At 55.1% G+C, this 18,393-nt stretch carries 18 protein-coding genes and 1 tRNA gene; 10 read left to right on the plus strand and 9 right to left on the minus strand.

Annotated features, from left to right (window positions below; all coding sequences use genetic code 11):
* Positions 1-11 precede the first annotated feature (11 nt).
* From KO486_RS11650 to KO486_RS11680, 7 genes are all read right to left on the minus strand, one after another.
* Complete coding sequence (locus tag KO486_RS11650; protein WP_216037391.1) at positions 12-1,028, minus strand: ABC transporter ATP-binding protein; 1,017 nt, start codon at positions 1,026-1,028, stop codon at positions 12-14.
* Between the two features lie 11 nt (positions 1,029-1,039).
* Positions 1,040-1,876: a carbohydrate ABC transporter permease gene (locus tag KO486_RS11655; RefSeq protein ID WP_216037392.1), complete on the minus strand. Its 837-nt coding sequence runs from the start codon at positions 1,874-1,876 to the stop codon at positions 1,040-1,042.
* Positions 1,877-1,887: 11 nt separating this feature from the next.
* Entirely contained in the window at positions 1,888-2,826 is a 939-nt protein-coding gene (locus KO486_RS11660; protein WP_216037393.1) for a sugar ABC transporter permease, read from the minus strand.
* A gap of 172 nt (positions 2,827-2,998) precedes the next feature.
* Complete coding sequence (locus tag KO486_RS11665) at positions 2,999-4,294, minus strand: sugar ABC transporter substrate-binding protein (RefSeq protein ID WP_216037394.1); 1,296 nt, start codon at positions 4,292-4,294, stop codon at positions 2,999-3,001.
* A gap of 106 nt (positions 4,295-4,400) precedes the next feature.
* A complete protein-coding gene (locus KO486_RS11670) occupies positions 4,401-5,438 on the minus strand; it encodes a LacI family DNA-binding transcriptional regulator (RefSeq protein ID WP_216037395.1) in 1,038 nt (345 codons plus the stop codon).
* Between the two features lie 213 nt (positions 5,439-5,651).
* Positions 5,652-5,738, minus strand: a tRNA-Leu gene (locus tag KO486_RS11675).
* Positions 5,739-5,807: 69 nt separating this feature from the next.
* On the minus strand, positions 5,808-6,311 hold the full coding sequence (locus KO486_RS11680; protein ID WP_216037396.1) for a DUF2306 domain-containing protein: 504 nt from the start codon (positions 6,309-6,311) through the stop codon (positions 5,808-5,810).
* 148 nt (positions 6,312-6,459) lie between these two features.
* Between KO486_RS11680 and KO486_RS11685 the strand changes: the two genes are divergently transcribed.
* From KO486_RS11685 to KO486_RS11710, 6 genes are all read left to right on the plus strand, one after another.
* Complete coding sequence (locus tag KO486_RS11685; protein ID WP_216037397.1) at positions 6,460-7,182, plus strand: LytTR family DNA-binding domain-containing protein; 723 nt, start codon at positions 6,460-6,462, stop codon at positions 7,180-7,182.
* 3 nt (positions 7,183-7,185) lie between these two features.
* Positions 7,186-7,845 carry a lipoyl(octanoyl) transferase LipB gene (lipB, locus tag KO486_RS11690; protein WP_216037398.1) on the plus strand — a complete coding sequence of 220 codons (660 nt, stop codon included), beginning with the start codon at positions 7,186-7,188 and terminating at the stop codon, positions 7,843-7,845.
* Between the two features lie 269 nt (positions 7,846-8,114).
* Positions 8,115-9,788 carry a cytochrome c oxidase subunit I gene (gene ctaD / locus KO486_RS11695; RefSeq protein WP_216037399.1) on the plus strand — a complete coding sequence of 558 codons (1,674 nt, stop codon included), beginning with the start codon at positions 8,115-8,117 and terminating at the stop codon, positions 9,786-9,788.
* 70 nt (positions 9,789-9,858) lie between these two features.
* Complete coding sequence (locus tag KO486_RS11700) at positions 9,859-10,416, plus strand: hypothetical protein (RefSeq protein ID WP_216037400.1); 558 nt, start codon at positions 9,859-9,861, stop codon at positions 10,414-10,416.
* Positions 10,416-10,934: a DUF2244 domain-containing protein gene (locus tag KO486_RS11705; protein WP_216037401.1), complete on the plus strand. Its 519-nt coding sequence runs from the start codon at positions 10,416-10,418 to the stop codon at positions 10,932-10,934. The genes KO486_RS11700 and KO486_RS11705 overlap by 1 nt, the downstream gene beginning before the upstream one ends.
* A 49-nt stretch (positions 10,935-10,983) precedes the next feature.
* Positions 10,984-11,910 carry a DMT family transporter gene (locus KO486_RS11710; protein WP_216037402.1) on the plus strand — a complete coding sequence of 309 codons (927 nt, stop codon included), beginning with the start codon at positions 10,984-10,986 and terminating at the stop codon, positions 11,908-11,910.
* Here KO486_RS11710 and KO486_RS11715 read toward each other — a convergent pair.
* Complete coding sequence (locus KO486_RS11715) at positions 11,891-12,349, minus strand: GatB/YqeY domain-containing protein (protein ID WP_216037403.1); 459 nt, start codon at positions 12,347-12,349, stop codon at positions 11,891-11,893. The genes KO486_RS11710 and KO486_RS11715 overlap by 20 nt on opposite strands.
* Positions 12,350-12,569: 220 nt before the next feature.
* Here KO486_RS11715 and carA point away from each other — a divergent pair, with 220 nt between their 5' ends.
* On the plus strand, positions 12,570-13,730 hold the full coding sequence (carA, locus tag KO486_RS11720) for a glutamine-hydrolyzing carbamoyl-phosphate synthase small subunit (protein WP_216037404.1): 1,161 nt from the start codon (positions 12,570-12,572) through the stop codon (positions 13,728-13,730).
* Positions 13,731-13,807: 77 nt separating this feature from the next.
* Positions 13,808-15,739: a glycosyltransferase gene (locus KO486_RS11725; protein ID WP_216037405.1), complete on the plus strand. Its 1,932-nt coding sequence runs from the start codon at positions 13,808-13,810 to the stop codon at positions 15,737-15,739.
* Here the strand turns inward: KO486_RS11725 and KO486_RS11730 are convergent.
* On the minus strand, positions 15,696-16,346 hold the full coding sequence (locus KO486_RS11730; RefSeq protein ID WP_216037406.1) for a GntR family transcriptional regulator: 651 nt from the start codon (positions 16,344-16,346) through the stop codon (positions 15,696-15,698). The two genes, KO486_RS11725 and KO486_RS11730, sit on opposite strands and share 44 nt — an antisense overlap.
* A gap of 88 nt (positions 16,347-16,434) precedes the next feature.
* Between KO486_RS11730 and KO486_RS11735 the strand changes: the two genes are divergently transcribed.
* Together KO486_RS11735 and KO486_RS11740 are read left to right on the plus strand one after the other, a co-directional pair.
* Entirely contained in the window at positions 16,435-17,079 is a 645-nt protein-coding gene (locus tag KO486_RS11735; RefSeq protein WP_216037407.1) for a pyrimidine 5'-nucleotidase, read from the plus strand.
* Between the two features lie 41 nt (positions 17,080-17,120).
* The gene (locus KO486_RS11740) at positions 17,121-18,317 is read left to right on the plus strand and encodes a UbiH/UbiF family hydroxylase (protein ID WP_216037408.1); all 1,197 of its coding nucleotides are present in this window, start codon (positions 17,121-17,123) and stop codon (positions 18,315-18,317) included.
* The last annotated feature ends 76 nt before the right edge of the window (positions 18,318-18,393 follow it).

Consider the following 18,393-nt stretch of genomic DNA (forward strand, 5'->3'; position numbering starts at 1 on the left):
AACAGTTTCGATTACGCGATGCGCAACCCTTGCGCATCGAACCTGTGCAGCTGGTCCATGTCAGGTGTCAGGTAAACGGTGTCTCCGTGAGACACTGCGATGTCGCCCGAGATACGCACGGTGAACAAATCACCTTCGCCCGTATCCAAACCCGTATTGTGAACGTGAATGAAGGTATCCGACCCAAGGTGCTCTGCTACGCCGACGGTGCCTTTCCACGTGCCTTCGGTCTTTGAAACCGAAACGTGTTCTGGGCGAATGCCGATGGTTGTCGCATCGTGCTTGGCCGCCTCTTCGCCCTCAATCAGGTTCATTTTCGGAGACCCGATGAAACCCGCAACGAATTTGTTGCGTGGTGTGTGGTACAGCTCAAGTGGGGAACCGACCTGTTCGATCACGCCCGCCTGCAACACAACGATCTTGTCGGCCATTGTCATCGCTTCGACTTGGTCGTGCGTCACGTAGATCATGGTTGTCTTCAGCTTGGTATGAAGCTCCATGATTTCCAAACGCATGCCGACACGCAGTGCCGCATCAAGGTTGGACAGCGGTTCGTCAAACAAGAACGCGGATGGTTCACGAACAATCGCACGACCAATGGCCACACGTTGGCGCTGACCACCGGACAATTGGCCCGGCTTACGGTCAAGATAGTCCGCCAAGTTCAACGACTTTGCAGCCGCTTCAATCTTTGCGTCTTGTACGTCTTGCGGGATTTTCGCCATCCGCATCGGGAACGCGATGTTCTTGCGAACCGTCATGTGCGGGTACAAAGCGTAAGACTGGAACACCATCGACAACCCGCGCTTGGCTGGCGACACTTCGGTGACGTCTTTGTCGTCGATGTTAACTTTACCTGCTGTTAGGTCTTCCAGACCTGCGATCATCCGCAACAGCGTGGACTTACCGCAACCCGATGGGCCGACAAATACCACGAACTCGCCGTCGTTGATTTCAAGATCCAGCGGCGGAATGACTTCCACGTCGCCAAATTTCTTCTGAACTTTATCAAGTACGATGCTTCCCATGAGATCGCTCCTTATTTCACTGCGCCAAAGGTCAAACCTGAGACCAATTGTTTCTGACAGAACCAACCCAAGACGATGATTGGTCCGACTGCTGCTGTAGAGACCGCCGACAAGCGCCCGAAGAACAAGCCCTCTGGGGCGCGGTTGCCCTCGATAAGCTTGGACAGGGTTGCTGCGTCAATCGTCGTGAGACGCACTGTCCAGTAGGCCTCGTTCCAGCAGAAAATAAACGTCAAGAGTGCGGTGGAAACGATGCCACCCCACGCTAGTGGGATAAGGATCTCTTTGACCTCGCCCCATGTGGTTAGGCCGTCCATCTTGCCCGCTTCGATGATGTCTTTCGGGATGTCCTTAAAATAGGTGAACAACATCCAGACCACGATCGGCAGGTTGATCAGGCACAGCACGAAGATGACAAGGAAGTGTGTGTCAAAGACGTTAAACACGTTCTTTGTCAGGAATGTCATCGGGTACAAAACAGCCGCCGCAGGCAGCATTTTTGTGGACAACATCCACATCAATATGTCCTTCGTGCCACGGCTGGGGTTGAACGCCATAGCGTAGGCACAAGGCACACCGACGATCAGCGCGAACAACGTCGCAAAAACCGAAGTGATCACCGAGTTGGTCGCGAAGCGCCAGTAGTCGTAGTTGTCCGACATGTTGGCGTAGTTTTCCAACGTCGGAGTAAAGAAGAACACATGCTCTGCTTTAACAGCGTCAGCGTCTGTCTTGAAGCTGGTCAGGATCATGTAAAAGATCGGAAAGAAGAAAATCAGTGCGACGACCCAAGCGAGGGTTGGCCAAGCGATTTTCGAGAACCGTGAAGTTTTAGCAACGATTGCCATTGTGTGTCCCCTTATTCCATCAATGTCTTACCAACAGCGCGCAGCAAGAAGATGGCGACGATGTTGGCGAGAATGACTGCGAAAATGCCCGTGGCGCTTGCAGCACCAATGTTGTTGTTGGTGAATTCACCAATCAGATAAGGCAGGTTTTTGTTGCCGTTACCGCGGCTGACAATTTCGATCTCTGCATAAAGCGAGAGGTGGAAAATCGCCTGGATCATCACAACGATCGCCATTGGGCGGCCAAGGTGCGGCAAGGTCAGGAACCGGAACTGCGACCAGCGGCTTGCGCCATCCAGCACAGCGGCTTCTTTTTGTTGCTGATCTTCCGATTGCAACGACGTCATAAAGATAAGGACCGCAAAAGGCGTCCACTGCCATGTGACCATCATGATAACTGCAATCGCAGAGGTTTGCGTGGCACGGAACGAGATCGGCTCCAAAACAGGCCAGAGGTTAAAGAACCACCCAACAAGCGGCGCATCTTGCATTCCGGCCGCCATGTCATTGATCGCGCTAATGGCGATCCCCTGAAGGCCAAGCACCGGATCAAGCAACATGTTGATCCACAACACCGCGTTCACGGCAGGCATCACAAAGAACGGCGAGATCAGCAAAACACGAACAACACCGCGGCCCGGGAAGGACCGGTTGATCAACACGGCGATCATTACACCAAGCACGACCGTCAGCGTCAGGATGCTGCCAACGATGAACAGACTGTTCTTAATCGCCAGAATAAAATCTTTGGAGTTCATCACGAACTCGTAGTTTCCGAAACCGCGCCAGTTGGACCAGGACGGCGTTGTCCATTCAGGACGAACCGTGCTGTTCAGAACGTAGCGGATAAATGAATAAAAGAGCGTCATCGCGAGCGGGACGATCATCCAGAACAGCAACAGCAACACGGCTGGTGTCTGAAGAAGACGAGGGATTGTTCTATTGGCCATAACGAGGTCTCTCAGCTTGGTGAAAGTGCGTAGCAATAAATTTCGGGTTTCTCACGCCAACGGCAGGCCGGTCAAATTGACAACGGACACAGATACTATTGGCGAGTGAAACGGAGGGTAGAGTAAGAAGACCCGGCGCAAGGCCGGGTCTTCTCGAAGGTCAAACTACGTATTAGTAGTAGCCAGCTTCACGCAGGATCGCATCAGCTGCTTCCTGAGATGCTGCAAGTGCTTCTTCGACAGACTTGGCGCCGGACAATGCCGCTGCCATTTCCTGACCGAATGCAGTACCGATCTCTGGGAACTCAGGGATCGCTACGAACTGAACACCAACGTAAGGCTTGATGTCTGTTGCTTCTGGAGCAGCAGAGTTGATCGCAGCAAGTTCAGCTTCTGCAAAACCAGCAGCTGCCTGGAACTCAGGGATTGCATATGTAGATGCACGCTGACCAGTTGGAACAGAACCCCAACCGAAGTCTGGGTGGTTGCCTACAGCCTGAACGTACTCTTTGGATGTTGCCCACTGGATGAAGTCATGAGCAGCTTCGGAGTTTGGCGAACCTGTTGGAACAGCCATTGCCCAAGCCCACAGCCAGTTCGCACCAACTGGGTTACCAGCGTTTGGCGACTGAGCGTAACGCACGTTTTCGTTCTCAAGGAAGGATGCAGCGATCGTCGCATCAATCCACAGGCCACACTTGCCTTCGTTGTACAAAGCCAAGATCTCGTTGAAGGAGTTACCTTCAGAACCTGGAGGGCCGTAGTTCTGCAGCAGGTCTACGTACATAGTAACCGCAGCATTAAACTCTGGTGTGTCGAATGCCGGAGTCATGTCAGCGTTCAGATACGCAGCGCCAAAGGAGTTCGCGATTGTGCCGATGAATGCGCCGTTGTCACCCCAACCTGGTTTACCGCGCAAACATGCACCGTAAACGCCGTTGTCTGGGTCGTGCATCGCAGCAGCGGCTGCGACAACGTTTTCCCAGCTGTCGTTGTCAGCGATTGTTACGCCAGCAGCGTCAGCAAGATCACCACGGTACATAACCATGGAAGATTCGCCGTAGAATGGTGCAGCGTAAAGCTGACCGTCAGCGGACAGACCAGCTGCCATTGCAGGCAGAATGTCGTCAACGTCGTAAGAGTCGTCGAAGTTCAGTGGTTCGATCCAGCCTGCAGCGCCCCAGATTGGTGCTTCCTGCATGCCGATGTTGATGATGTCGTACTGGCCGCCACCGGTTGCTGTGTCAGAAGTAACCTGCTCGCGCAGAACGCCTTCTTCCAGAGATACCCAGTTCAGAACGACGCCTGTTTCTTCTGTGTATGCTTCTGCAACTGTTTGCATGTTGATCATGTGACCGTTGTTCACGATCGCAATTGTCAATTCTGTTGCATGGCCGTCAGCAGCCGCAGCGCCAGCTGTGAGGCTGAAACCAATCGCAGTGGTTAGCAGTGTTTTCTTAATAGACATGAATGTCCTCCCTTTTTTACGTATGTAAATATTGGCGTCGAGACCCGCGCCTGTCAAGAAAGTTTTTAAACTGCCTATTTTCTGCGCCGCAGCAAAAGTTTCAAAGCTAGGCCGATTCACGCAACATTAGACTACCGTCAAACAACGAAATCTCTGGCGTATCATCTGAAAGATCGCCGCTAATCTTCTGCAAAAGCCGAGAAACTGCTTTCTTACCAATTGCATCGGTATCCTGTGCGACTGTGGTTAACGATGGATTAATATTTGGACATAGCGGGTAATCATCATGCCCTGCGATCCGGAAACCGCCCTCTTTGCTGCGCCCAGGAAATAGGCCGTGCCGCGTCGCAGCACGTATGGCACCAATCGCCAAACGGTCATTTGCGCAGAGAATCGACCGTTCCGCGAGGCGACCAGCAGAGAGTTCAGCATTCAGAACCGCTTCTCCATGCTTCTCAAAATGCCAGTCCTCGTTCACCAATTCCGTACCCAAAACCTGTGGCTTGAACCCAAGTTCTTCCATCTTGGCGATATAGGCCGCTTCACGTTCCAGAGCGTTGAAATTCACCCGTGGCATCGCCAAAAACACCGGCGGATCACCGATCCGGCACAGGTACTCGACGATTAACCCCGTACTTTGAGTGTGGTTTGTTCCAACAAAATCAACGCCCTGCATCGTATTCGGACGTGAATCCATCATGACAAACGGCAGACGAGACTGCAGGCGCCGATAAACCGCCTGATCACTATGATCCCCAAGTGGCGCAACCAAAGCCCCGTCAACATTCATCGAAATAAACGTCTCGGCGGCGCGCGCTTCGATGGCCGGATCCGAGTGAGAGCATTGCGTAATGACGGTCAGGCCGGCTTCCATCGCGGCAATCTCAACTGATTCGAGAAGTTTGGTGAAGAACAGATCATTCAGGTAGGGAATGATAACTCCGATCATTCCAGTCGACTTCCGATTGAGGCGCGTCGCAAAGAAGTTCGGGATGTATTCAACCGTCGCCAACCCCGCTTCGATCCGAGCGACAGTGTTTGGTTTAACAAGCGAGGGGTCCTGAAAAAAACGTGACAGCGTCGGGCGTGAAACGCCAATCGCGGCAGACAGCTCCTCCATCGTATTGATACGTGGCTTACCCATGCAGACACCCTCCCCTGATCTCTGGAACTCAGTATAGCGAGCCAGAACCGTCTGTCGATATTTTTTTACACGCGGAAATTAATTCCTTACATGCTTTTTACAGAACGGGGACCACGGCGAGGGAGAGTCAGCTGCAACTCAACGCAATGTCGTCGACCATGCAGCCAGCATGGTAGGACATAGAGATTCTATAATGATCGGGAATGCTCCGACTGGTGCGGTCGGGGGGACTCGAACCCCCACGAGTGTTACCTCACAGCGACCTCAACGCTGCGCGTCTACCAATTCCGCCACGACCGCGATGTCCGAAAGCGTAGGCGCCATTTAGCGAAGCACTGCGCGCACCTCAAGCGTTAAATTCACAAGTTGTTACGATTGCGGGGCCAGCGCCAAATCCGCCGCGCCACGGCCACCGCGTGCGATCCAAATCAAAAGCACTGTCGCAAGGCCGATCACGATCCAGCCCAGATTGTCGGAACCACCAAATACAGCTTCGTTTATCAGCCGGTCCGGCAGAAAATTCGCCACCCCCGCCCCCATCAATCCAAACCAATAGAGCGCACGAAACGTCGCACGGTGCGCACGAACCCGCCCCGCAAATATGTGACGCATCCCCGTAAAGAGGGACCAAAACGTCAGCAGCGCGAATCCATGCAACGGGCTAAAAGGGCCAATCACAGCAAAACTGTGAATGAAGAACGCCGAAGCAGCGACCGTAAACATCGCCGCGACCCAGATGTAACCCGTGATCTTATGCAATCGGTCCCTCTTCTTACGATAAAGCGGCAAAGGCCCAACCGCGACAGCGATCAGCGCGGCGGCGGCATGGATCTGGATATGAAGCGGTGCGGATAAAAGCGGGTCTAGTGACATAAGGAAACCTTTCGAATTGGCAGTTTGGGTTTGATTGCCTATGTCTTAGCCAACCGCCTTGCTGACCCAATGCACCCTGCCCAAACGAAAGAGATTATACGTGAACACCACCGCCTCGCAGTCCACGATACGTGAATGGCGGGCCCATATGGCCCAGCCCACGCGCGTGGCGAGCCTATTGGGGGCGGCTATAATCCTGACGGTGATGGGGCCGTTTAATACAGACGAGGCGATGCGCCATCTCCCGCGGTTTGCCTATTGGGGCACGATCGTCGTTTTGTGTTATAGTGTCGGCTACTTTGGCACGCTCACCGCGGACAGGCTGGCTGGCCCGCGTTCGGGGCTGCTGCCGCGACTGCTAATAGCGACGCCCTTAACCGGCGTCGGCGTCTTTGCCGTTGTCTATATACTGAACGGTCTGGCTGTTGAGTACTGGGCCACAGGGCGGGACTTGGTGATCATTGCGGCCAATGTCGTTGTTATATCGTCGATCATCACCACGATCTTCTTTGTTGCGAACAGCAGCGCCAAACAAGACGCGGTGCAGCCGGCCCCGCCCCCAATCCTAGATCGCATCCCTTTTGATAAACGCGGTCCTCTCGTCGCGCTGTCTGTAGAGGACCATTATGTTCGCGTTAGAACGACAAAAGGCGAAGACATGGTGTTGATGCGGCTGTGCGATGCGATCAAAGAGGTCGGCGACACGGTCGGATTGCAGGTCCATCGGTCCCATTGGATCGCCCTGCCCCAAGTGACAGCGGCCAATCGCAAGGGCGACGGCGCTGTGCTGACCCTGACAGATGGCCCCGACGTGCCGGTAAGCCGCGCCAATGTCGGCAAATTAAAGGAGGCGGGGCTTTTGCCTCGGTAAGTGATGGTTGAATGGATCACGACACAAGGTTTGACCGAATACGCGCAGGCTGAAGCCTTTATGGAGGCGCGCGCGGAGGCGATCCATCTTGGTGAGGCCGATGAGTGTATCTGGCTGATCGAACACCCCCCTCTTTATACGGCCGGCACATCGGCCAAGCTAGAAGACCTCACCGAGCCCGACCGTTTTCCTGTGCACACAACAAAACGCGGCGGGCAATATACCTACCATGGTCCGGGCCAACGGGTTGCCTATGTCATGCTGGACGTCGGCAAACGCGGCCATGATGTGCGACGCTTTGTGAAAGACCTTGAAACCTGGGTCATTGCGGCGCTGGCAGAATTCAATGTCAAAGGCGAAATCCGCGATGGTCGCGTTGGGGTGTGGGTGCAGCGCGACGACAAACCGCTGACTGCACTTGGCCAACCTGCAGAGGATAAGATCGCCGCCCTCGGCATCCGTTTGCGCAAATGGGTCAGCTTTCACGGCATCAGTATCAACGTCGAACCAGACCTCAGCCATTTTGGCGGGATCGTACCCTGCGGCATCAGTGAACACGGTGTGACATCGCTGGTTGATCTTGGCCTGCCCGTCACAATGGACGACGTCGATGTCGCCCTGCGCAAAACCTTTGACGACTGCATCACGTCCCGCGAGCCCTAAGCGATCGCGGGGCTTTGCCAAGGTCAAAGTCGGAGCGTTTGTCTTAGATCAAGGTCTCGCGTTGCGAATCTCTGCATATCAATCCCAGCCAACGAACGGGCCAAAACGGCCATAAAGCGCAGTGTTCAACCACCTGCGCCAATTTAACCCATGCAATTATGCACATGGGTAGTTGCTCTGCTTGGCCACGCCCTCTAAAACTCCATCAAAGCCGTGGGATGAGTCTGTTCATCCCTCACTGATCATGTTGAAGAAATAGGGAGCGCCACATGGTAGACGCAGCCGTCCACGACCACGGGCACGAAGACAATCGCGGGTTCTTTACCCGCTGGTTTATGTCCACAAACCACAAAGATATCGGTATCTTATACCTGTTTGTGGCGGGTTTCGTCGGGTTCTTGTCCGTCTGTTTCACCGTTTACATGCGGATGGAGCTTATGAACCCAGGTGTTCAATACATGTGCCTTGAAGGCGCACGTTTGTTCCCGGCAGCTCTGAATGAGTGTACCCCGAACGGGCACCTCTGGAACGTGATGGTGACCTATCACGGCGTCCTGATGATGTTCTTCGTTGTTATTCCTGCCCTTTTCGGTGGTTTCGGTAACTACCTGATGCCATTGCAAATTGGCGCACCTGACATGGCGTTCCCGCGTTTGAACAACCTGTCGTTCTGGCTGTTCTGCACTGGTGTAGCGCTTGGTGTCTGTTCGCTGCTTGCCCCTGGTGGCAACGGTCAGCTGGGCTCTGGTGTTGGTTGGGTTCTGTACCCGCCGCTCTCCACATCCGAGGCTGGTATCTCAATGGACCTCGCGATCTTCGCCGTGCACGTCTCCGGTGCGTCTTCTATCCTTGGCGCGATCAACATGATCACAACCTTCCTGAACATGCGCGCACCTGGCATGACGCTGCACAAAGTGCCGCTGTTTGCTTGGTCCATCTTCGTAACAGCTTGGCTAATCCTTTTGGCTCTGCCTGTTCTGGCTGGTGCGATCACAATGCTTCTGATGGATCGTAACTTCGGCACGACCTTCTTTGACCCTGCTGGCGGCGGCGACCCGATCCTGTACCAGCACATCTTGTGGTTCTTCGGTCACCCAGAAGTATACATCATCGTCATTCCGGCCTTTGGCATCATCAGCCACATCGTTGCGACATTCTCCAAGAAACCGATCTTCGGTTACCTGCCAATGGTCTACGCGATGGTTGCGATTGGTGTTCTTGGCTTCGTCGTTTGGGCTCACCACATGTACACGGTCGGTATGTCCTTGACACAGCAGTCCTACTTCATGCTGGCAACCATGGTTATCGCGGTGCCTACAGGCGTTAAGGTCTTCAGCTGGATCGCAACAATGTGGGGCGGGTCTGTGACCTTCAAGGTGCCGATGCTCTGGGCGTTCGGGTTCTTGTTCCTGTTCACCGTTGGTGGCGTAACCGGGATCGTTCTGTCCCAAGCTGGCGTCGACCGTGCCTACCACGACACCTACTACGTTGTGGCACACTTCCACTACGTGATGTCGCTGGGGGCTGTGTTCGGTATCTTTGCCGGTATCTATTTCTACCTGCCAAAGTTTGCGGGCCGGATGATGCCGGAATGGGCTGGTAGGATTCACTTCTGGGCCATGTTTATCGGTGCAAACCTGACATTCTTCCCACAGCACTTCTTGGGTCGTAACGGCATGCCGCGCCGCTACATCGACTACAACGAAGCCTTTGCTCTCTGGAACTATGTGTCTTCCATCGGTGCGTTCATCTCGTTCGGATCTTTCGTGTTCTTCATCGTGATCTTGTTCAAGGTCTTGCTGGCGCCACGCAACTGCACAGAGAATAACCCATGGGGCGAATTTGCTGACACGTTGGAATGGACTTTGCCGTCCCCTCCACCGGAGCACACATTCGAGCAGCTTCCAAAACAGGAAGACTGGGATCACGCACATTCCCACTAACGACCGTCAGGTCTGATGAATACGGGCCTCGGCGGAAACGCCGGGGCCCTTCTTCTTTAGGAGCATATTCATGATTATTTTCTGGATCATCTTCATCGTGCTGATAGGCGTACCGCTGTTCCTTCATGTGCGTGGAAAGACTGTTGTTGCGCTCTCCCTCAGCGTCGTCCTGATGTATCTGCTTGCGATCCTCGCGGCCTTATCCACCGCGGTCCTTACCGCAATCGCAGACTTGTTCATATCAATGATCAGACCACCAACCGTGACCAAATCCGACTTCTACGACGACACCTATTTTGTCGCTGGGAACGCCGAACAACTGCTTGCTCCAATGCTAATCTTCATGGCTATCGCTCTTGTGTTCTGGCTCCTTGCGAGATGGGGCGCACCTCTCCCCCATGACGCTTTGAAAACTTTGTTCTGGATGCTGCACATCACAGTGCTCGCCCTGCCCTTCGCCGCTGCGGCGATGATGTCAGCGGGCATGCCAAGGAGCTATCTGGAGGACACGAACGGAGCGAACCCAATGGTCGTTGCCACGTCAATCGTATCACTGCTGACCTTTATCGCCGTGATCGGATTCATCTGGATCGCAGTCAAAGCGACATTTCAACGGATACGCGCGTAATGCCTGTTGAATGGATCACACCGCAGGGTAAGCCCGATGAGGACGCACCCCTAAAGCAGGTTCATTTGTGGCCCTACCGATCCCTGCTGCGACGTGATTTTGTGATCTTTATCGCGGGCACTCTCGCCTTGGTCTTGCTGCCGATGCTTTCGGTACTCGGTTCGCCAGTGTTGTGGGGGCTTTTACCCTTCTTCATCATCGCTGTCGCCGGCATGTGGTATGCCCTGCACCGCAGCTACAAGGATGGCGAAATCCTTGAAGACCTGTCGATCTGGCACGACCGCATGACGCTTGACCACCATGACCCCCGCAAAGGTCACTATTCCTGGGAGGCCAACCCCTATTGGGTTCAGGTCAAGATAGACCCCCACAATGAACGCATTCCCAACTATTTGACACTCAAGGGAAATGACCGCGAAGTTGAAATCGGAACATTCTTGTCCGAGGACGAACGCGCCGTTCTTTATGATGAGATCACGGATGCAATTCGCGACGTTCTGAACGCAGGGCAGACATAGGCGCAAGTTTCGGGTCGCACGCCCTTGATGAACGGCATAGCGTCCGCTCATGACATCGCAACGCACCATCTCAACCCGAACTTGGGCCGAACTGTTATTGCTCGCGCTCATTTGGGGCGGGGTCTTCCTTGCTATACGTTTGGCACTTGATGAAGTGCCCTTTGTCACCTCTGTGGCGCACCGTGTGTTCTGGGCCGCCCTCCTTTTATGGGGCTACGTTCTAGCGCGGGGGTTGGCTATTCCACGTGACCTTCGGACTTGGAGTGCGCTTCTGGTCATGGGGTGTTTAAACAACGTTATCCCGTTCTCTCTTATGGCATGGGGGCAGCTTCATATTGAATCCGGCTTGGCCTCGGTCTTCAATTCAACGACCGCCATATTCGGCGTCATTGTTGCGGCGATCGTTTTTGCGGATGAACGGCTCACGCTGCGCAAGGCCATCGGCTCGGTCATTGGCTTTCTGGGCGTAGCAACCGCCATCGGCCTCGAGTCCCTGCACAACCTCGACATCAAATCACTTGGCCAGTTGGCGGTGATTGGCGGCACATTGTCCTACGCGTTCGCTGGTGCGTGGGCGCGGCTCAAACTCAGCACGCTTGCCCCTCAAGTCGCTGCTGCTGGAATGCTGACCGGATCATCCGTGGTGATGGTGCCTGCCGCGTTCTTTATCGACGGAGTTCCGTCTTTTGACCTCAGCCTGACCGCCCTTGGTGCCATCGCCTACTATGTGATCTTCGCGACCGCAGGTGCTTATTTGCTGTATTACCGCATTCTTGCTGCAGCAGGATCTGGTAATCTAATGCTCGTGACCCTGCTTATGCCGCCAATTTCAATCCTGCTTGGGGCGCTTGTCTTGCAGGAATCCCTAACGCCCAACGTCTACGTCGGGCTTGGGATACTTGCATTGGGATTGATCATTCTAGATGGCCGCCTGATCTCGCGGCTCAAAAGCGTCGTTAGCCGAGCTTGGACTTAACCAATGGTCCGACTTTACCAAAATCAATCTGACCGGTGTATTTCGCTTTTAGGATGCCCATGACCTTGCCCATGTCGCGGATGCTATCCGCACCGACTTCAGCAATGGCTGCATCGATCTGCTTGGCCACCTCATCCTCGGACAACTGCCGTGGCAGGAATTCTTCGATGATCGTAATCTCGAAAAGCTCTTTTTCGGCCAACTCAAGACGCCCGCCTTCTTCGTAGACTTTCGCGCTTTCTTGGCGCTGCTTGACCATCTTGCCAAGGATACCAAGAACAACGTCGTCGCCCACGCCTTCATCGCTTCCATTGCCGCGTGCTTCGATGTCGCGATCCTTAATTGCAGCGTTAATCAGACGCAGAGTCGACAAGCGATCTGCCTCTTTAGCTTTCATTGAGGCTGTAAGGGCCGCATTGACCCGAGCGCGCAATTCCATTGTGATTATCCCTAATCCTGTGAGCGGTAACAGTGGCGCGGACCATACTGCGAACGCCGGGTAAATAACAAGCAGTCAAACGCGCGAACCCGCTTGGGCGACGCAACGGAAAAATCCGCTCGATCCATGCCTTGACCATGACAAGGCCAGCCCTTAGATAGCGGACAATTTGGCTGTGCTTACTGCCCGCATGGCCCTTATTCAGCAGGGGAAAAGACCAATGGCCAACACCAAGAAACCAACCGCATGCCTTGCTCTCGCTGATGGAACCGTTTTCTACGGTATGGGTTTTGGCGCCGTCGGGCAGACCACAGCAGAGCTTTGCTTCAACACAGCGATGACCGGCTACCAAGAGATCATGACCGACCCATCCTATGCGGGCCAGATCGTAACATTCACCTTCCCCCACATTGGCAATACCGGCGTAACCCCCGAAGACGATGAAACAGCCGATCCTTTCGCGGCTGGCATGGTGGTGAAATGGGACCCGACCGAGCCAAGCAACTGGCGCTCTGTTGAACAGCTTGAACCGTGGCTCGAAAAGCGCGGTCGCATTGGGATCGGTGGCATCGACACACGTCGCCTGACCCGCGCGATCCGCCAGCAAGGTGCGCCACACGCAGCCCTTGCCCATGATCCGGATGGTAACTTTGACGTCGAAGCATTGGTCGGGTCTGCACGTGGCTTTGCGGGCCTTGAGGGCCTTGATCTTGCCAAGGACGTGACCTGTGCGCAGTCTTATCACTGGGATGAAATGCGTTGGGCATGGCCCGATGGTTTCCCGCGTCAGACCGATCCGAAACACAAAGTCGTCGCCGTGGATTTCGGCGCGAAACGTAACATCCTTCGCTGCCTGGCGTCTGCGGGCTGTGACGTCACTGTTTTGCCAGCAACCGCAACCGCCGAAGAGGTGATGGCCCACAATCCTGACGGTGTTTTCTTGTCCAACGGCCCCGGTGATCCGGCGGCAACGGGCGTATATGCTGTGCCAATGATCAAAGATGTGTTGGCCAAAGACCTGCCTGTTTTCGGCATCTGTCTGGGTCACCAGATGTTGGCGCTGGCCCTTGGCGCCAAGACCGTAAAGATGAACCACGGTCACCACGGAGCCAACCACCCTGTCAAAGACAACGATACAGGGAAAGTTGAAATCACATCGATGAACCACGGATTTACAGTGGATGCACAGTCCCTTCCGAGCGGTGTACGCGAAACACATGTATCGCTCTTTGATGGATCCAACTGTGGGATCGCCGTCGAAGGTAAGCCCGTGTTTTCGGTTCAGTACCACCCAGAAGCATCACCAGGCCCAATGGACAGCTACTATCTGTTCGAACGGTTCTCTGCGGCGATGACCGAACGCGCAGGCGCGAAAGTTTAACCACGTTACCATGCCCTTAACGGCACGTTAACTGTTTTGCCCCCACAGTGGCGACGGGACAGGTTAACGAGGCTTTGATGGCTCTTACGTTTAGCACACGTCGGCAACATCCATTGCCCGACGCAAGTGATGACGCGCGACGGCTCGCTGAGCCTATAAGCGTTGGTGATATTCTCGGGTCGGATGGCGTTGCGAATGCGATAAATGATGCGCGCGCTGACAAACGAAATCGCGATGCAGCGGCGCTCGAAACCGCGCTGCGCCACCGGCTTGGCCTCCCCCCAGAGACATTGGCGCAAGTCGAAGCAGGCTTAATCGGCACGAGCGTCATTGACCCAGTTCGATCCCCTGCGGACCCGCGTTTGGTAGAGAAATTCGGCGCGGATCTGTGCCTAAAGCACCGCGTGTTGCCGTGGCGGTCCTCTGCGGGGCGGGTTACCGTTTTGACCACGTCACCAGATCAGTTTTTACGGGTAAGAGACGCGCTCGTCGCAATTTTTGGCCCCGTCCATTTGGCCATCACAACCAACGAAAACCTAGACGCGGCCCTCAGTAAGATGTGCCACAAGACGTTGATACATAACGCAGAGAAGCGAACGAAACGGGTTGAATCCTGTCGTGGTTGGGACGGCGGAAAAGCCTTTCGTTGGGGGGGCGCTATCGTCTTTACCATACTGGCCTGTCTGATCATGTGGCCCACCTTCAGTTTCCTCGTCTTGTGTGGCTGGGGTGTCTTTACGTTGATCCTGAACACGATGCTCAAGGTTGCATCTGTGGTTTTGCACCTCACGGCCAAATCCGACCCACCCCCAGCCGCCGCCCCTCAACTGGCGCACCTCCCCATCGTCACGATCCTTGTTCCACTGTTCCGAGAACGCGACATCGCAGGCGCACTGGTGCAACGGCTGTCAAATCTAGACTATCCCACCGACCGGCTTGATGTGTGTTTGGTCCTAGAGGCCGATGACGCGACAACCCAAGAAGCCTTGGCGAAGACACAGCTTCCATTTTGGATGCGTGCCATTCGGGTCCCCTTGGGGACGTTGCAAACGAAACCTCGGGCGTTGAATTACGCGTTATGTTTTGCCAAAGGGTCAATCATCGGGGTTTATGACGCCGAAGATGCCCCTGCGAGCGACCAAATCCATGTGGTCGTGAACCGTTTCGCCCAGCGCGGGCCGGACGTCGCCTGTTTACAAGGGCGTTTGGACTTTTACAATTCGCATTCCAACTGGCTGGCGCGGTGTTTTACCGTCGAGTATGCCACGTGGTTCCGCATTGTCCTTCCGGGCCTTGAACGCTTGGGTCTTGCGATACCTTTGGGCGGGACAACTTTGTTCTTCCGACGCGAAATTCTGGAAGAGTTAGGTGGCTGGGATGCCCATAACGTCACTGAAGACGCGGACCTTGGGATCCGGTTGGCCCGTCATGGTTATCGCACAGAAATCATCGACACTGTCACCCAGGAAGAAGCCAACGCGCGCGCTTGGCCTTGGGTCAAACAGCGGTCTCGTTGGTTAAAAGGGTATGCAATCACCTATGGCGTTCACATGCGCAACCCATTGAAGTTATGGCGTGATCTGGGGGCATGGCGGTTCTTCGGGGTGCAGCTTTTGTTTGCGGGAACCATCAGCCAGTTCCTGTTGGCGCCTTTGTTGTGGTCATTCTGGTTGATGCTGTTTGGCGTGCCACATCCGCTGGATGGCGTCCTTGCACCATCTGTCGCCATTACCTTTTCGCTGATCTTTCTAGTGAGCGAACTCATAGGGATAACCGTGTCTGCTATCGCCGTGACGTCCACTGGAAAACCGGACCTCATCAAATGGGCCCCGACCTTGCACCTCTATTTTCCGCTGGCCTCAATGGCCGCATATAAAGGCGTGATAGAGCTGGCGACAAAACCGTTCTACTGGGACAAGACCAGCCACGGCATCTTTGCCCCGACTTCTGAAGGGATCGCAGACGTTAGCCAGCCTGCACGGCCTCTGCGTCCAACCGCAGCCGAATAATATAGGCTCTGGAAATGTGTTCGCGAAGGGCTGCATCCGCCGCATCGCCGTCCCCTGCCTCAATGGCACGAACGATGACTTCATGTTCTTCCATCGTGTCTTTCGTGCGCCCTTCGGCCGCAATGGAAGTGGACGCCAAAAGCGCCATAGATCGGTGAACCAAGTCCAACTGCTGCACCAAGAACCGGTTGTGGGACGCAAGGTGGATCTGTTTGTGGAACCGCCGATTGGCGCGGCTCATGGCATCTGGGTCATCTATCAACTTACGATCCGCCTCGAGCATATCGCGTAGAACGGCCAGTTCCTCGGGTGTTGCATGGCGTGCGGCCAGCCGCGCGGCTAGACCTTCAAGTGCACCGCGCACCACATAAAGTTCGCTAAGTTGACTATGGTCCAGCGACGCTACAATCAACGAACGCCCATCCCGTGTGAGAAGGCTTTGCGTCTCAAGCCGTTGCAAAGCCTCGCGAACAGGGGTGCGCGAAAACCCGAACCGTTCCGCCAATTCGCTTTCGACCAGTCGGCTTCCGGGCTTGTAGGTTCCTGTGTCGATCGCCTCTAGGATCAATTCATAAGCGACTTTTTGTGGTTGTTCGTGCTGGGGCATAATAAATTCCTTGGTCAACGGTTTGTAGCCCACGGTTTCCCACGGTATCAACCCTTAGGATTTTGCACCCAAACGGAACGGAACCCTTATGGTCAAAGCGTCTTTCTCTCACGTGCGTGCTTGGGTCTTTGACCTCGACAACACTCTCTACCCACCCTCGGTGAACCTCTTCGGCCAGATCGAAGAATTGATGGCGGATTACGTGTCAAAGGCGCTCAACGTGAGCACAGACAAAGCAAATGCCTTGCGCAAGCATTATTGGGCAACTTACGGAACGACACTCGCGGGATTGATGGCAGAACATGATATCGAGCCCGATCCGTTTCTAAGCGCGGTGCATGACATCGATTTTTCCGTCCTCCCCAAAGACCCTGATCTGGCGCGGGCGATCAACGCCCTGCCTGGACGTAAGATCGTTTATACCAATGGGACAGAGCCCTACGCCCGAGACGTTCTCAAGGGCCGTGGTTTGGATGGATTGTTTGACGCGGTCTACGGCGTCGAACACGCGTCTTATCGCCCAAAGCCTGAACAAGCCGCTTTTGAAGCCGTTTTCGCGTTGGATAACTTGCCACCAGACCAAGGCGCGATGTTTGAAGACGATGTGCGCAATCTTGCCGCGCCCCACGCGATGGGCATGCGCACGGTGCATGTGGCCCCTCTGGCGGATCATCACGATCATATTCACCACCACACGAACGATTTGACAGGCTTCTTGTCGCAGCTGGTCTAACGCGGCTTTTACGTTCCACAGGCAAGGTCTAGACTAGAGACATGATGCAAACGGATATCTTCATTTCAGGTGGCGGCGTTGCGGGTCTTACCGCAGCAGCGGCCTTTGGCACGGCTGGTTTTTCGGTCGTGATCGCCGACCCGATGCCGCCCGTGACCGATGAAACCGCCGATGGCGCGGACCAACGAACAACGGCATTCCTCCAGCCTGCACGGGACTTTCTAGACGCCGCGGGCCTTTGGGCCCGATTGGTGCCCTTTGCGGCCCCCTTGCAAATCATGCGCATCGTTGATGCCGGCGGCGCGGACCCGACCGCCCGTGTCACCCGAGATTTTGATGCCGCCGATATTTCTGAACTGCCATTCGGCTGGAACCTCCCGAACTGGTTGCTGCGCCGAGAAATGGTGGCGCGGCTGGCTGATCTTCCCAATGTGACGTTCCTGTCTGGCGTTGGTTTTGCCAAACTTTTGTCTCGCACATCTCAAGCCCGCGTGACCCTGACAGATGGAACCCGCATCGCAGCGAATCTGGTCATAGGCGCGGACGGCCGCAACAGCCCTGTGCGCGCCGCAGCAGGCATCCACGCCAAAACGACGCGCTATGGCCAAAAGGCCGTGACATTCGCCGTCACCCACGAAGCGCCCCATGAAAACATTTCAACCGAAGTTCACCGCACCGGCGGCCCATTCACATTGGTGCCCCTGCCCGATCACGACGGCAAACCGTGTTCATCGGTGGTCTGGATGGAAGACGGGCCAGATACCGCCCGCCTTGCTGCCCTCCCCGACGCCGAATTCAACCACGAGGCAACGCAGCGCAGCGCAAACACTTACGGCCCCCTTACCCTAGTTTCACCGCGCATGGTCTGGCCGATCATCAGCCAAGTTGCAGATAGAATGTCATCAGAGCGAGTTGCCCTCGTCGCCGAAGCCGCCCACGTCGTCCCTCCGATTGGGGCGCAAGGATTGAACATGTCACTGGGCGATCTGGCGTGCTTGCTGGACTTTGCCGCAGCCAACCCCGACACTCTCGGCAGCGCGGAAATGCTCAAGGCCTATAACAATCGCCGCCATCCTGAGGTTAAGCTACGCGTCAAAGGCGTGGACCTTCTTAATCGCGCCAGCCAAGCCGAAAACCCGCTGCTGCGCGACCTACGTGCCAAAGGAGTGGATGCGCTTTACGGGTTGGCCCCGTTGCGTAAAACATTGATGAAGATCGGCTTGGGGGCCAAGGGTTAGCCAAACCTGCGAAACCTTATCCACAGCCACGCAACCACACTTCCCCCTCTCCACGCGCCATGGCATACTGCTCAAA

It is taken from the genome of Octadecabacter sp. B2R22 (assembly GCF_018861045.1).
Taxonomy (GTDB): Bacteria; Pseudomonadota; Alphaproteobacteria; order Rhodobacterales; family Rhodobacteraceae; genus Octadecabacter.

Excerpts from the sequence above, each read along its gene's own strand:
- KO486_RS11705 (WP_216037401.1), top strand. The coding sequence starts at position 10,416 with ATGCCTGTTGAATGGATCACACCGCAGGGTAAGCCCGATGAGGACGCA.
- KO486_RS11685 (WP_216037397.1), top strand. The coding sequence starts at position 6,460 with ATGGCCCAGCCCACGCGCGTGGCGAGCCTATTGGGGGCGGCTATAATC.
- KO486_RS11660 (WP_216037393.1), bottom strand. The coding sequence starts at position 2,826 with ATGGCCAATAGAACAATCCCTCGTCTTCTTCAGACACCAGCCGTGTTG.
- KO486_RS11710 (WP_216037402.1), top strand. The coding sequence starts at position 10,984 with ATGACATCGCAACGCACCATCTCAACCCGAACTTGGGCCGAACTGTTA.
- KO486_RS11655 (WP_216037392.1), bottom strand. The coding sequence starts at position 1,876 with ATGGCAATCGTTGCTAAAACTTCACGGTTCTCGAAAATCGCTTGGCCA.
- KO486_RS11730 (WP_216037406.1), bottom strand. The coding sequence starts at position 16,346 with ATGCCCCAGCACGAACAACCACAAAAAGTCGCTTATGAATTGATCCTA.
- ctaD (WP_216037399.1), top strand. The coding sequence starts at position 8,115 with ATGGTAGACGCAGCCGTCCACGACCACGGGCACGAAGACAATCGCGGG.
- KO486_RS11735 (WP_216037407.1), top strand. The coding sequence starts at position 16,435 with ATGGTCAAAGCGTCTTTCTCTCACGTGCGTGCTTGGGTCTTTGACCTC.
- lipB (WP_216037398.1), top strand. The coding sequence starts at position 7,186 with ATGGTTGAATGGATCACGACACAAGGTTTGACCGAATACGCGCAGGCT.
- KO486_RS11740 (WP_216037408.1), top strand. The coding sequence starts at position 17,121 with ATGATGCAAACGGATATCTTCATTTCAGGTGGCGGCGTTGCGGGTCTT.
- KO486_RS11725 (WP_216037405.1), top strand. The coding sequence starts at position 13,808 with ATGGCTCTTACGTTTAGCACACGTCGGCAACATCCATTGCCCGACGCA.
- KO486_RS11665 (WP_216037394.1), bottom strand. The coding sequence starts at position 4,294 with ATGTCTATTAAGAAAACACTGCTAACCACTGCGATTGGTTTCAGCCTC.
- KO486_RS11700 (WP_216037400.1), top strand. The coding sequence starts at position 9,859 with ATGATTATTTTCTGGATCATCTTCATCGTGCTGATAGGCGTACCGCTG.
- KO486_RS11715 (WP_216037403.1), bottom strand. The coding sequence starts at position 12,349 with ATGGAATTGCGCGCTCGGGTCAATGCGGCCCTTACAGCCTCAATGAAA.
- KO486_RS11650 (WP_216037391.1), bottom strand. The coding sequence starts at position 1,028 with ATGGGAAGCATCGTACTTGATAAAGTTCAGAAGAAATTTGGCGACGTG.
- carA (WP_216037404.1), top strand. The coding sequence starts at position 12,570 with ATGGCCAACACCAAGAAACCAACCGCATGCCTTGCTCTCGCTGATGGA.
- KO486_RS11680 (WP_216037396.1), bottom strand. The coding sequence starts at position 6,311 with ATGTCACTAGACCCGCTTTTATCCGCACCGCTTCATATCCAGATCCAT.
- KO486_RS11670 (WP_216037395.1), bottom strand. The coding sequence starts at position 5,438 with ATGGGTAAGCCACGTATCAATACGATGGAGGAGCTGTCTGCCGCGATT.